This window comes from Mycobacterium sp. MFM001, assembly GCF_003402475.1.
GTDB lineage: Bacteria > Actinomycetota > Actinomycetes > Mycobacteriales > Mycobacteriaceae > Mycobacterium.
This window is the reverse complement of the sequence record NZ_BFAB01000006.1, coordinates 133611-147406: the sequence shown is the minus strand read 5'-3', so window position 1 is coordinate 147406 and position 13796 is coordinate 133611. Positions and strand designations below refer to the sequence as shown.

Sequence of the window (13796 nt, the reverse complement as noted above, 5' to 3'; positions counted from 1 at the left end):
AGGATGTCGACTGCCGGGCAGCGTAGCACTTCGGCTGTCGCGTGACGGCGCGTGTCGCCCGTGGCGTGTATAGTCGAACCTATGTTCGAATCAAGCGGGTTTGCGGCGGTGGACCCGCACGCCGACGAGGCGACGCTGATCGCGCGGATCGCCGAGCTGGAGCGGGTGAAATCGGCCGCTGCCGCAGGCCAGGCGCGCGCCGCGGCGGCTCTGGATGCAATACGGCGCTCCAGTGAGGCGGATGCGGGCGTGCCGTTGGCTCAGCGCGGGCGCGGGGTGGCCAGCGAGATCGCGCTTGCGCGACGGGATTCGCCGGCTCGGGGTGGGCGGCACCTAGGCTTCGCGAAGGCACTGGTGTACGAGATGCCGCACACGCTCGCGGCGCTGGAGGTCGGGCAGTTGTCCGAGTGGCGCGCCACCCTGATCGTGCGCGAGTCGGCCTGTTTGGACGTCGAGGACCGCCGCACACTCGATGCCGAGCTGTGCGCCGACATGTCCGCATTGGACGGGCTGGGTGATGCCCGGATCGCCGCTGCGGCAAAGAACATCGCCTACCGGCTCAACGCGCAGGCGGTGGTCGATCGTGCCGCGAAGGCCGCCTCGGAGCGCACAGTGACGATCCGCCCCGCTCCCGACACCATGACCTGGGTGACGGCGTTATTGCCGGTCGCACAGGGCGTCTCGGTGTATGCGGCGCTCAAGCGGGCGGCGGACACCACATTCGATGACCGCGCCCGCGGTCAGGTGATGGCAGACACGTTGGTCGAACGCGTCACCGGACGACCCGCTGAGATCGCCGAACCTGTCGTGGTCAACCTGGTCATCTCCGACGAGGCGTTGCTCGGCGGCGACAACGCTCCGGCTGTGGTCGACGGCTATGGCCCCATCCCGGCGGCTGTTGCTCGCGGTTTGATAAGCGAGGCAGTCACCGACGCCCGCTCGCGGGCCACGCTGCGCCGGCTCTACCGTCATCCCCGCTCCGGGGCCTTGGTGGCGATGGAGTCGCGGGCACGCCGCTTCCCGAAGGGCCTGGCCACGTTTATCGGGTTACGCGACCAGCGATGTCGCACCCCATACTGCGATGCCCCGATCCGGCACCGCGACCACGCCCGGCCGCACCATCGCGACGGGCCCACCAGCGCAGCGAACGGGCTCGGTTCCTGCGAGCGCTGCAACTACGTCAAGGAATCACCCGGCTGGCGAGTCAGCACCACTGTGGACGAAACAGGCTGGCACACAGCGGAATTCATCACACCAACCGGTGCGCACTATCACTCGACAGCGCCACCGCTGCCCGGGCCGCTGTGGGTCACGGTCAGCGAGGTCGAGACTCGGATCGGCATTGCGCTGACCGCCCTGCACGCCGCCTAGCAAATGGAAGGCCACGCCCAGCCGATACCCTGACGGCGTGAATCTCGACGGCAACCAAACCTCCATCCGCGCGGCCTGCGATGCCGGTCTGCTGGCCGGCGCACTCACGGTGGTGTGGCATCGCGGAGAAGTCTTGCAGGTCAACGAGATCGGTTTCCGCGACATCGACGCGGGGCTACCGATGCAGCGCGACACGCTGTTTCGCATCGCGTCGATGACCAAGCCGGTCACTGTCGCCGCCGCGATGACGCTGGTCGACGAGGGCAAGCTGGCGCTGCGCGACCCGGTCGCGCGCTGGCTGCCCGAGCTCGCCGACATGCGCGTGCTCGACGACTCGGACGGTCCGCTGGACCAGACGCATCCGGCGCAGCGGGCGATCCTGGTCGCAGACCTGCTCACCCACACCAGTGGGCTGGCATACGGATTCTCGGTCGGCGGCCCGATCTCCCGGGCCTACGTTCGGCTGCCGTTCGGGCAGGGTCCCGACGTCTGGCTGGCCGCGCTGGCCGAGTTGCCGCTGGTTCATCAGCCGGGTGAGCGGCTGACCTACAGCCATTCGATCGACGTGCTCGGGGTGCTGGTGTCGCGCATTGAGGGCAAGCCGTTCCACCAGGTGCTCGACGAGCGAATCCTGCAGCCGCTGGGCATGGTCGACACCGGGTTCTGCGTTTCGGCCGACGGCCGCCGCCGTGCCGCGACGATGTACCGGCTCGACGAGGACAACCGGCTTCGCCACGACGTGATGGGGCCGCCGCATCTGACTCCGCCGGCATTCCCCAATGCCGGTGGAGGGTTGTGGTCCACCGCTGACGACTACCTGCGATTCGTCGAAATGCTGTTGCGTGGCGGCACTCTCGACGGCGTGCGGGTGCTCTCGGAAGAGTCGGTGGCTGCGATGCGCACCGATCGCCTCACCGATGAGCAGAAGCGGCATTCTTTCCTGGGCGCACCGTACTGGATCGGCCGCGGGTTCGGGCTGAACCTGTCGGTGGTCACCGATCCGGCCAAGTCGACGCCGCTGTTCGGGCCCGGCGGGCTCGGTACCTTCAGTTGGCCAGGCGCTTACGGCACGTGGTGGCAGGCCGATCCCGCAGCGGAGTTGATTCTGCTGTACCTGGTGCAGAACATGCCCACCCTGTCCGCCGACGCCGCCGCAGCCGTCGCCGGCAACACGTCGCAGGCCAGACTGCAAGCGGTGCAACCGAAATTCGTCCGCCGCACCTACCAGGCGCTGGGACTGTAGGGCTCGCCAAACCTAGATCATTGCGATCGGCGAGACTTTCGCGCCGATCTCCAGCGCGCCGGCGAGTTCGCGGCTGACGTCGTAGTCGAACACCACATGCCCCGAGATCACGTCGACATCGCGCTTGGCGCGCTGCAACGGGTTGTCCAGAAATTGCGCGCTGGCCCCCGACGCCTCCAGCAGGACGGCGATCACCGACCGGGACTCGTGCACGATATGCGCGGCCGCGGCCCGGGCGTCGGCGCGGGCCGCGCGGCTGACCCGCTGACCGGCGCGCACAGCGGACTGGATGCGGTTCGCGGTGTCGTCGAGCAAGGCGTGCAGGGCGCGCAGCCGCACCCGCGCCGCGCCCAGCCGGATTTGCGCGGCGGGTTGATCCTTTTGCGCCACACCGGAATACGCCAGCACCCGCTCGCCGAGCCGACGGGCGTAGGTGTCGGCGACCAGTTCGGCCGAGCCCAGGGCCGGCATCGCCGCGGTCAACGCCAGTGCGGGCACCATCGGCCAGCGGTACACCGGGGCGTCGTGCAGTGCGGCGCCCGGCGTTGTGCCGCTGTAGATGTCGACGACCGTGACCAGCCGATGGCCAGGCACCCACACGTCGTCGACGACGACGTCGTTGGAGCCGGTCGCGCACATCCCGGCGACATGCCAGACATCCTCGACGCGGACGTCGGAGGCCGGCAGCAGCACCAGCGCGGGATACGGGCTGCCGTCGGGGTCGCAGATGGCGCCGACCAGCACCCAGTCGGCATCCATCACGCCGGTGGCCCAGGGCCACCGCCCGGAAAGCCGGATGCCGCCGTCGACCGGCACCCCTCGCCCGGTCGGAGCCAGCGGCGCCGGGCACAACACTGGCCCGTCGGCGAACACCTCGTCCTGGGCCTGCTCGCTCAGCAGCGCGAGCATCCAGTTGTGCAGGGTGTAGAAGCCCAGCGTCCAGGCGCTGGACGCACAGCCGTGCGCCATTTGCCGCACCACGCCGAAGATTTCGGGAAACTCCGCCTGTCGCCCGCCGTAGCGCGCCGGCATCAGCAGTCGCGCCAGCCCGGATTGGCGGTAGTCGTCGACGGTGGCTTGCGGCAGCCGTCGCAGCTTTTCCGCCTCGCCCGCGCGTTCCGCCAACCGGTCGACAAAGTCTGCGGCGATCATGGCCGGGACCGTACGATACCTTTTGGTATGGACAGCGTCAGTGCCGCAGCATGACCTCGATGAAGTCCTCGCGGCGGCCGGCTGCCCGCGGACTGGGCCGCGACCCGGACAGGTGCAAGAATCCGATGCCGGCCGCAAACGTCGCGTTGGCGCGCATGTCGGCCTCCTCCGCGTCGAAGCCGTCGTCGAGGAACGCCTGCCGCACGGCATCGACCACCCGCTCGTCGGATGCGCGTACCGCCTTGGCGACTGTCTCCTCCGAGCGCGCCCACTCGCGCATCGCACGCTCCAGCATCCAGTGCCGCGGGCCGACCAGCGCTGTCATCATCCGGGACAGCCGCTGCCGGGGCGGGTCGCCGGCCAGGTCGTCGAAGTACCAGCGGTCCTCGTCGCGGACGGCGGCCCAGGTGTCGACCAGCGCTTTGCGGTAGGCCTTCATGTCGCTGAAGTGCCAGTAAAAGCTGCCCTTCGTCACGCCAAGCCGGCGGCACAGCCGATCCAGGGTCAGGCCCTTGAGGCCGTCCTCGGCGAGCACCCGGAAGCCTTCCTGGACCCAGTCATCTACGGACAGCCGTGAATTGGACGCTCCGGCCGAAGTCACCACGTTGATTAAGCGTAGCCATTTGTGCGGCCCCTGATTGCACTAATTTGACGCAAATGTCATACGGAGGCGGCCAACGCGCGACGGGCATAGGCGCGCACGTCGGCGTCGTCGTCTTTGAGCGCGATGCCCAGCGCATCCCGCGCGCCGGGCTCGCCGGCCCACCGGGTCAGGCTCAGTACCGCCGCCTTGCGCACGTCGAGGTGCTCGTCGGCCAGGGTTTGGGTGAGCCGCGGAACCGCGACCTCCGCTGCGGCGCCCGACAGAGCTTTCGCGGCGGCTTCGCGCACCTGCCAGGCCGGCGCTCGCAGCGCCTGGTCGACGGCGGCCACATCGTCTGCGCCGCAACCCAATTCGCCGAGTGCGGCCAGCGCGGCCGCACGCACCAGCGGATCCGAGTCGGCGATCAGGCCGCGGACGGTGGCCACGCCCGCCCCGAGCGTGGCCAGGCCGTTGGCCGCCGCGATGCGGACCTCCCGGTTGTCGTCGCCGGCGGCCGCGGCGACACCGTCCGCGTCATCGACGGACACCAGCGCGCGCACCGCCTCGATCCGCACCCGGTGATCGGCGTCGTCGAGCGCCAGGCGGTAGTGCCCGGCCTCCCCGGCGCGGCGCGCGGCCAGCAGATAGACGGCCACGGCGCGGACCACAGCGTCAGCTGACATCAGATACGCACGTGCGGCTTCGGGTTGCGGGAGCACTTCGACGAGTTCACGTACGCCGTCGGCGGCGACCCGGCGCACGCCCGGATCGGTGTCGTCGAGCGCATCCAGCAGCGCTGTGGCGTAGCCGTCCGGTGTGTGTTCGGTCAGGGCTGAAACCGCTGTGCGCCGCACGCCGGCATCCGAATCGGCAAGAAACCCGGCCAGATTGGCGATGGTCGGTTCCTCGAGCGCCAGCGCGGCGGCGATCCGCGGCGACGGCGGCTCGCTCGATGCTGCGGCACTGATCCGCGTCCGGGTGGTGGAAGGGGCCTGACCGCCGACCAATGGCGGCTGCTCCACCGCGTACGCGGTCTGGTCGGTGGGCGGCACGACCTCGAGTCCGGACACCGAGATGAAATACGGCGCCACCGGACGTTTCAGGAACTGCATCGACCCGTCGGCACCCTTGTGCACGTTGAGGTGGTAGCCCCATTGCTGATCGTCGCGCGCAGGCAGGTCGGAGCGTTGGTGGTAAAGGCCCCACCGCGACTCGGTGCGGGTCAGCGACGAGCGGGCGGCCAGCTCGGCGCAGTCCCGGATGAACGACACCTCGACGGCGCGCATCAGCTCGTGCGGCGTGCGCGCACCCATCTCGGCGATCTCGCCGCGCATCCGCTCGAAGGTCCGCACAGCTATCGAGAGTTTGGCGGCCGTCTTGGGCGGCGCCACATAGTCGTTGACGAACCGTCGCAGCTTGTACTCCACCTGGGGTTGCGGCGGCCCGTCCGGGTGGCGCAGCGGCCGGTAGATTAGTTCGTGGGCTTCGCGCAGCTGGTCCTGCGGAAGCCCTTGCGGTGCCGGCACTTCCGTGAGCGTCGAAGCGGCGTGTGCGCCGGCCAGGTCGCCGAAGACGAATGCGCCGATCATGTAGTTGTGCGGCACACAGGCCAAGTCGCCGGCGGCGTACAGCCCCGACACCGTGGTGCGAGCATGCTCGTCGACCCACACCCCTGACGCGGAATGCCCGGAGCACAGGCCTATTTCGGAGATGTGCATCTCGACGTCGTGGGTGCGGTAGTCGTGCCCGCGATTGGCGTGGAAAGTGCCGCGGGTGGGCCGCTCGGTGGTGTGCAGGATGTTCTCCAGCGCCGTCAGCGTCTCGTCCGGCAGATGCGACACCTTCAGATAGATCGGCCCGCGGGCGGATTCGATCTCGCTGCGCACCTCGGCCATCATCTGCCCCGACCAGTAGTCGGAGTCGACGAACCGCTCCCCCAGCGCGTTGACCTGGTAACCGCCAAACGGGTTGGCCACGTAGGCACACGCCGGTCCGTTGTAGTCCTTGATCAGCGGGTTGACCTGGAAGCACTCGATGCCGGACAGCTCCGCGCCGGCGTGGTAGGCCATCGAATACCCGTCGCCCGCGTTGGTCGGGTTCTCGTAGGTGCCGTACAGGTACCCCGACGCCGGCAGGCCCAGCCGGCCGCATGCTCCGGTCGCCAGGATCACGGCTTTGGCGGCGACGGCAACGAATTCGCCTGTGCGCGTGTGCAGTGCGGCCGCACCGACGGCCCGGCCGTTCTGCACGAGGACCCGGACCGGCATCAGCCGGTTCTCGATGCGGATCTTCTCGCGCATCGAGCGTTGCCGCAGCACCCGGTACAGCGCCTTCTTGACGTCCTTGCCCTCGGGCATCGGCAACACGTAGGAGCCGGAGCGGTGTACGCGGCGCACCGCGTATTCGCCGTGTTCGTCTTTTTCGAACTTGACGCCGTAGCGCTCGAGCCGCTGCACCATCGCGAACCCGCGGGTGGCGGTCTGATAAATGGTGCGCTGGTTGACAATTCCGTCGTTGGCGCGGGTGATTTCGGCGACGTAGTCCTCCGGTTCGGCCTTTCCGGGGATGACGGCATTGTTGACACCGTCCATCCCCATCGCCAGCGCCCCGGAGTGCCGCACGTGCGCCTTCTCCAAAAGCAGTACCTGCGCACCGTTTTCAGCGGCCGTGAGCGCGGCCATGGTGCCGGCGGTGCCGCCGCCGATGACCAGCACGTCGCAGTCGAGCCTGGTCGGTGTCGCAGGGTCGGGAATCTGGATCATGCTGCCACCGAGTACTCAAGTGCGGCAATGATTTTCGATCGCAACTCCGGCTGCGGCCGGTCGCCGCGCGGCACCGGCACGTCGACCAGCGCGCGCAGCGGCTGCCCAGCCCGGCCCAGCACCGCGACCCGGTCGCCCAGCGTCAGCGCCTCGTCGACGTCGTGGGTGACGAACACGATCGTCGTCGGGTGCGTGCGCCAGGTGTCGATCAGCAGCCGCTGCATCGCGACGCGGGTCTGGGTGTCGAGCGCGCCGAACGGCTCGTCCATCATCACCGCCCGGGGCGCACCGGCCAGGCCCCGGGCCAGCTGGACGCGCTGGCGCATGCCGCCGGAAAGGTTTTTAGGCAGGTAGTCGCCGAACCCGGTCAGACCCAGCTCGCCGATCCACCGGTCGGCCTGGGCGCGGCGGGTTGCTCGCGGCTCGCCGCGCAGCCGCAGCGCCAGCTCGATGTTGGACCGCACACTGCGCCAGGGCAACAACGCGTTGTCCTGGAACACCACTCCCCGCTCACCGGAGGTGGTGGTGACCTCGGCGCCGTCGGCCAGCACCCGGCCGGCGTCGGGCCTCAGTAGTCCGGCCAGCGCGCGCAGCACCGTCGTCTTGCCGCAGCCGGACGGCCCGGTCAGCACCAGGATCTCCCCCGGCCGCACCGTCAGGCTCAGGTCGTCGATCACCGCAGACCCGCTGTAGGACAATCGAATTCGATCCAACTCCAGGCTCATGCCGGCCGTCATCGGGCATTCTCCTCACCGCGCGGCAGCCACCGGGTCACCCGACGGCCCACCAGTTCCACCGCCGCCGAGGTAGCGAATCCGAGCACCCCGATCGTGATGATGCCGACGAACACGTCGGGGTAGGCCAGCACGGTGTAGGCCTGCCAGGTGCGATATCCGACACCGAGCCGGCCCGAGATCATCTCGGCGGAGATCACGCAGATCCACGCCACGCCCATGCCCACCGACAGCCCGCCGAACACGCCGGGCAGGATGCCGGGCAGCACGACGCGGGTCAGCACGTCCCACCGGCCTCCGCCGAGGGTGCGCACCGAGTCCTCCCACAGTGTCGGCAGGGCGCGCACCGCATGCCGAGTGCTGACCATGATCGGGAAGTAGGCCGCCAGGAACGTGATGAACACGATGCCGGCCTCGTCGGTGGGAAACAGCAGGATCGCCACCGGCACCACCGCGATCGCCGGGATCGGCCGGGTCAACTCGGTCAGTGGGCCGATCACGTCGGCAAACAATCGGGACCGCCCCAGCAGGATGCCCGTCGCGACTCCCACCACAGCGGCCAGCCCGAAGCCGGTGAGGATACGAATCAGCGACTGCCCCAAGTCAAGCCAGTAATCGTCGGTGGCCAGCCGGCGGCCCAGCGCATTCACGATCTCGGTGACGGTGGGCAGCGTGTCGAACCGCAGCCACAGCCGAACGTTGCCCGCGGTGAGCAGTTGCCACAACCCGATCGCGGCGGCCACCGACGCGACCCGCAGCAGCCGTGACCGCCACGGCGACCGTCCCCGGCGCGGCAGCGCGGCGACGGGCACCGCGGTCGCCGGCGCACCGATGCTGACGGCGGTCACGCCGCACCCGCCAGGGCCTGCTGGTAGTCGATGGCGACGCTGCCCGGGTGCGCGGCGACGTAACGGTGCGCACCCGACGGGGTGTCGAACGGCAGGTAGTTCTGGCCGTCGCGGACCCACACCGATTTGTCGGCGAACCAGCGGGTGCCCAGTTCGGCGTCGTGTACATAGGCTGCGCGCACCTGCGCGCCGTGAGCGGTGGCGTCCCGCACGGCTTTTAGCAACGCGGTCGGATCGGCGACCGATTGGGTGGTGTCCGATCCGTCCAGCCACAGTTCACCGCCGCTGCGCGGCGGGTGGTCGATGAGGCCGACCGCCTTGTCGTAGTCGAGCTTTCGAGTCGCGAACGCCGCCCGCAGCGGCGCGTCCTGCACGAAGCCGCCGACGTCGAGGTCGGCGAAGTCGCCGATCGACTTCAGGTACGGCACATCGTCTTTCAGCGCGTCCACCAGCGGGGCCTTGAGCGTGGTGTCGAACGCGGTGCCGCCCGGGCCGTTGTAGAGGTAGACGACTTCGGCCGGCAGCCCGCTGCCCTCGGCGACGATGCGCGCCGCCTCCAGCGGTTTGGTGTTGATGAAGTCGGTGGCATCGAGCTGCGCCTGCAGGAAGGCGTCGAGTACCTCGGGGTGGGCGGCGGCGTAGGCGCGGCGCACCACGACGCCGTGCAGCGTCGGGTAGTTCAGCTCGGCGCCGTCGTAGAGCAGTTTGGCCTTGTTCTGGTAGACCAGCAGACCGGGCCAGGCCACGAACTGCGAGAGTGCCTGCACCTGACCGGATTCCAGTGCCGACGCCCCGACTTGCGGCTGCTGGTTGAACACCTCGACGCCGGTGATGCCGGCATTCGACAACGCCCGCACCAGGGTGCCGTGACCGGCCGAACCGATACTGGCGGAGACCTTCTTCCCGGCCAGGTCCGTGATCGCTTCTGCGGTCGACGCCGGTGTCACCACGACCATGTTCAGTGCGCCCTTGGGCTGATAGCCGGTGACTGAGACGATTTCGGTGCGGGCCCGCTCGTTGGCCTGGGTCTTGGAGCCGTTGATCAGCATCGGGTAGTCGCCCATCGAGCCGATGTCGATCTTCTCGGCGACCATCTGGGCGGTGATCGGCGCGCCGGTGTCGTAATCCTGCCATGTGACACGGTATTTCGTGCCGGTGCGTTTGGTGACGTCGTCGAGTCGGCGTTCCAGATAACCCTGGGCGCGCAACAGCGTGCCGGCGGTCACCGTATTGATGGTCTTGGACTGATAGCCCACGACGACGTTGACTGCATCGGTGGAGTTCAGCGCGCAACCGGCGGCGACCAGCGCAACCGACGCCATGAGGACGGTGAGGCGGTTCATCTCAGCGAATCAGGTAGGGCATATTGACGGTCACCGCGCCGGTGGGGCAGCGAGCGGCGCACGGGCCGCAGTACCAGCATTCGTCGACATGCATGAAGGCCTTGCCGGTGTCGGGGTTGATGGCTAGCGAGTCCAGCGGGCAAATGTCGACGCACAGCGTGCAGCCGTCGATGCACAGCGACTCGTCGATGGTCACCGGGACGTCGGCGCGCTGATTGACCAGTGTCACGTCGAACTCCTAACGAGGCTGCCGCGCATGGTGATTCGATCACCGCGCATCCGGATGTATTCCAGGTCGACGGGTCTGCCGTCGTCGAGACTGGTGAGCCGCTCCAGCATGAGTAGCGCCGCACCGTCAGGTACCTGCAGCGCTGCCGCGGAATGCGGGTCGGCGGGAATGGCCTCCAGCGCCAGGCTCGCCGAGCCGAGCCGATGTCGGCGCTCGATGAGGGCGAACACGTCGTTGGTCTCCAGCGGTTGGGCCAGAAGCTCGGCGCCGACGTCCGGAGCCAGGTATGTCAGGTCCAGACTCAGCGGCAGGCCGCCGAGGTAACGCAGCCGTTCGATGAACACCACCTGCTGGCCCGGCGCCAGGTGTAGCCGCTGCGCCACTGACGGCGGGGCGGCGACGGTCATTGCCGCCCGCACCTCGTTGCGGACCTCGCCGTAGCCTTTGAAGGTTTCTTTCAGACCCAGGAGCGTGTCGAGCCCGTGATCGTATTTGCGCTGTGCGACATGGGTTCCCACGCGCGGCCCGCGATCGATGAGCCCCTCGTTCTTCAGGACGGCCAGGGCGTCACGAATGGTGTTGCGGGAGACGAAGAACTCGGCTGCCAGCTGCTGCTCCGTGGGCAGCCCGTCGTCGTAGACACCGCTGTGTATTTGGTGGCGCAGCACGTCGGCGACCTGGCGCGCGCGGTCGGCGCGGGCCCGGCGGATCGGTATCGGTACGGCAAGTGCCACGCCGTCACGCTATCGGCGCACCGGAGGTGTCCTGGCCAGCCGAAATGCCTGCGGCGAGGCGACGGCACGCATTGCGCCGCCCGGCGCTGCTGCGTTACCAGCCGAAACCCGGGATCAGCCGACGATTGCGCCACTTCTGCTCAAACGCCGACCGTTGCGATCCCGGTGAACAAAACCCTCGGTCTTGGCCCGGATGTGTCAGCTTTCGCCAGCTTTGTGGAGGCCGTAGGGGACGGCGTTGAGCAGGGTGACGCTCAGCGCGGCGCCGGTGGGCAGCCGATAGCTACAGCGTTCGCCGGGACGTGCGCCCATGATCGCGGCACCCAACGGGGATTGGCTGGAGTACACCTCCATATCGGCGTATTCGGCGCCGCGCACGCCCAGCAAGAAGGTTTCCACGTCACCGGTGTCGTCGTAGCGGATGGTCAAAACCATGCCGGGCTCGGCGACCCCGTCGTCGGGTGGGTCCTCGCCGACGACGGCATTGGCCAGCAGATCATGGATCTGTTTTATCCGCGCCCGCCACGCGCGTTGGACGGCAGCGGCGTTCGGGTCGGTAGCCCCGTCAGCGGTTCCGTTGGCAGATAACTCGCGAAGTGTCGCCAGTTCGCGTTGCAGCCGCTCGTATGCTTGGGGAGAGATCCACGGATGTTGTTGTGTGTTGGTCATGTTCGTTCCTTTCACGCTGCACTGGGTAGTTGGTGAGAGCCGTAGGGCACGGCGGGGTCGCGTCTGGCTCTGGTTCCTGTCAGTGGCCGCTTCTGCGCAGCGGATCGAATTCGGTGAGAGGCTCGGGTTGCTTGCCGGTGCTGATGTGTTCGGCCAAGAGCCGACCGGTGACCGGACCGTGCGCCAATCCCCACATCCCATGTCCCCCAGCCAGATAGACGCCCGGCGACACCTCTCCGATCAACGGGCGGCCGTCCGCGGTGACCGCGCATGCACCGGCCCACAGGTCGCTGCGCTCGGCCCAGCGCACGCCGTCAAGCAAGCGGGCGGCCGCGACGACGAGCGCCTCCACCCGTTCCGGTGCGAACGGATCGCGCGGGCGGTGGAATTGGGTGGTGCCCGAAACACGCATGGCGCCCTTGTATGGCGTGCACATCACCCGCGCACCCGGCAGGTAGATGGGGCCCGTCATCGGGCGGTCCACGGGGACGCTGAACGAGTAGCCGTGACCGGCCTGCACGGGGACGCGCAGCCAGCGGTTCGCCAGCCGCGACAACCGTGCGCCGGTGGCGATCACCGCGACGTCGGCCGTCAGCGGCCTGCCTCGGTGCGGGTACACCGCAACACCGCTGGCCGAACTGAGCACGTCGCGAATTTCCACCCTCTGCATCACTGCGCCGCGCGCCACCACGGAGCGGCCCAGCGCCTCGACAAATCGCCGCGGGTCGACAAAGCGCTGCGCGTTGATGTTCAGCCCGGCGGTAACGGCCGGTGCCGCGAGCGGAACTTGTTCGCGTAAGGCCTCACCCGACAACCCCGTGACATACGTTGTCTGGCCGGCGTTTTCGAGCTGCTGTAACTGCCACAGCATGTGTTGCGCTTCTTTGGCGGCGGGAAACACCGCAGTGATCGGTGCGTCGGTCACCGGCGCGTCGACCCCATTGCCGATCAGCACGTCGAAGGCTTCGATGCATTCCTCGTTGAGAGCTACGGTGGCCCGCAGTGCCCGTTTGCGCGAAGATCGCCGGCAATCGGCGGCCGACGGCAGGTGAAGCGGTGTGGCCGGGTCGCGCAGCGCGCGCAGTCCGTGGCGCAGCAGTCCCGGTGAGTTCAGCGGACAAATCAGCCCCGGAGCGATCCATCCGGCGTTGCCCCAGGAGGCGCCCGCGGCCACGCCGGTGCGGTCCACCACGGTGACCTCGATTCCGCGATCCTGCAAGAACCACGCCGTCGACAATCCGACGATGCCAGCGCCGACGACGATCGCCGACCGGGGTCCCCCGTCGATCCGTTCGACGCCGCCCATCGCGCACCTCCGGAGCTGGAATTTGGTTGGCAATTCCCATCGTGCTGTGGATCGGTGCACTGGTGTTTGCCGGAACTGGACAATGCCGCGGTGGGCCGTTGTCGTCCTCCGACAATGCCCAGCGGATTCAGGGCCGGCGGGTGGGCCCGTCGGTCAGCTTGTCGAAGTCACGCTGCCATTGCGCGTAGCGGACGCGGTCGAGGACTGTCCGTGTGCCCGCGAACAACCCCACGGCAACCAGAACCACGCACCACCAGATCGCGAGGGCGGCGGCCACCGCCTCGTCCACCGCGGTTCTCGTCGGCGGGCCGGCCGGGGAGCCGTCGTGGCGCACCCAAATATCGATCGCGTCGCCGGGTTTGACTGCGCGTTCCGCGGCCACCACGCCGGTGCGTTCGGCGCCGTTGGCAAACCAGCGGGCCTTCACCGCGATCGTTTTGCCCGGCTTCCTCGGTGGCTTGGTGGCCACGCTGGTGTCGATGACGACGCCGCTGACCAAGCGCCGATCCTGAGCTTGCTCGGCGTAGACCTGGCTGCGGGCGTCATGCACGACGGTGCCGACGGCGGCAGCGACGGGGATCGCCAGCACGGATACCGCGACGGCCAGCACCAGAACAAGCGCTTCGATCCGGTCGCTGGTCCGTACCAGCGGGTTACGGCCCAACAACCGCACAACGCGCCAACGCGGCAGGCGCAGCGCGAACGCGTCTTCGTCGCGCCAATGGCCGCTCAGCCGTTGACGGTCGGGTCGTGGGGTGGTCATGTGCCCATCGTGGCGTGGATGAAGGCCGCAAGTTTTGCGCCGGTCGGACAATCGCTTCA

At 68.6% G+C, this 13796-nt stretch carries 13 protein-coding genes; 2 read left to right on the top strand and 11 right to left on the bottom strand.

The annotated features are described in order from the left end of the window. Nucleotides 1–81: 81 nt before the first annotated feature. The gene (locus MFM001_RS12455) at nt 82–1371 is read left to right on the top strand and encodes a DUF222 domain-containing protein (RefSeq protein WP_116375582.1); all 1290 of its coding nucleotides are present in this window, start codon (nt 82–84) and stop codon (nt 1369–1371) included. A gap of 37 nt (nt 1372–1408) precedes the next feature. After that, nucleotides 1409–2614, top strand: a complete 1206-nt coding sequence (locus MFM001_RS12450; protein WP_116375581.1) for a serine hydrolase — start codon at nt 1409–1411, stop codon at nt 2612–2614. 12 nt (nt 2615–2626) lie between these two features. Here the strand turns inward: MFM001_RS12450 and MFM001_RS12445 are convergent, their stop codons facing one another. From MFM001_RS12445 to MFM001_RS12395, 11 genes are all read right to left on the bottom strand, one after another. After that, nucleotides 2627–3766 carry an acyl-CoA dehydrogenase family protein gene (locus tag MFM001_RS12445; protein ID WP_116375580.1) on the bottom strand — a complete coding sequence of 380 codons (1140 nt, stop codon included), beginning with the start codon at nt 3764–3766 and terminating at the stop codon, nt 2627–2629. A gap of 37 nt (nt 3767–3803) precedes the next feature. After that, complete coding sequence (locus MFM001_RS12440) at nt 3804–4367, bottom strand: TetR/AcrR family transcriptional regulator (protein ID WP_116375579.1); 564 nt, start codon at nt 4365–4367, stop codon at nt 3804–3806. A gap of 59 nt (nt 4368–4426) precedes the next feature. Continuing rightward, the gene (locus tag MFM001_RS12435) at nt 4427–7111 is read right to left on the bottom strand and encodes a fumarate reductase/succinate dehydrogenase flavoprotein subunit (protein WP_116375578.1); all 2685 of its coding nucleotides are present in this window, start codon (nt 7109–7111) and stop codon (nt 4427–4429) included. Then, a complete protein-coding gene (locus MFM001_RS12430) occupies nt 7108–7848 on the bottom strand; it encodes an ABC transporter ATP-binding protein (protein WP_116375577.1) in 741 nt (246 codons plus the stop codon). The genes MFM001_RS12435 and MFM001_RS12430 overlap by 4 nt, the downstream gene beginning before the upstream one ends. Then, nucleotides 7845–8693 carry an ABC transporter permease gene (locus MFM001_RS12425; RefSeq protein WP_192886924.1) on the bottom strand — a complete coding sequence of 283 codons (849 nt, stop codon included), beginning with the start codon at nt 8691–8693 and terminating at the stop codon, nt 7845–7847. Before MFM001_RS12425 ends, MFM001_RS12430 begins: the two co-directional genes overlap by 4 nt. After that, the gene (locus MFM001_RS12420; RefSeq protein ID WP_116375576.1) at nt 8690–10036 is read right to left on the bottom strand and encodes an ABC transporter substrate-binding protein; all 1347 of its coding nucleotides are present in this window, start codon (nt 10034–10036) and stop codon (nt 8690–8692) included. Before MFM001_RS12420 ends, MFM001_RS12425 begins: the two co-directional genes overlap by 4 nt. Before the next feature lies 1 nt (nt 10037). After that, complete coding sequence (locus MFM001_RS12415) at nt 10038–10265, bottom strand: ferredoxin family protein (RefSeq protein WP_045376345.1); 228 nt, start codon at nt 10263–10265, stop codon at nt 10038–10040. Continuing rightward, the gene (locus MFM001_RS12410; protein ID WP_116375575.1) at nt 10262–10999 is read right to left on the bottom strand and encodes a GntR family transcriptional regulator; all 738 of its coding nucleotides are present in this window, start codon (nt 10997–10999) and stop codon (nt 10262–10264) included. Before MFM001_RS12410 ends, MFM001_RS12415 begins: the two co-directional genes overlap by 4 nt. Before the next feature lie 198 nt (nt 11000–11197). Further along, nucleotides 11198–11668 carry a GreA/GreB family elongation factor gene (locus MFM001_RS12405; protein WP_116375574.1) on the bottom strand — a complete coding sequence of 157 codons (471 nt, stop codon included), beginning with the start codon at nt 11666–11668 and terminating at the stop codon, nt 11198–11200. A gap of 79 nt (nt 11669–11747) precedes the next feature. Beyond that, nucleotides 11748–12974 (bottom strand): FAD-binding oxidoreductase, encoded by a 1227-nt coding sequence (locus MFM001_RS12400; RefSeq protein ID WP_116375573.1) that lies wholly within the window; start codon nt 12972–12974, stop codon nt 11748–11750. A gap of 127 nt (nt 12975–13101) precedes the next feature. Continuing rightward, on the bottom strand, nt 13102–13737 hold the full coding sequence (locus MFM001_RS12395) for a hypothetical protein (protein ID WP_116375572.1): 636 nt from the start codon (nt 13735–13737) through the stop codon (nt 13102–13104). Nucleotides 13738–13796: the final 59 nt, after the last annotated feature.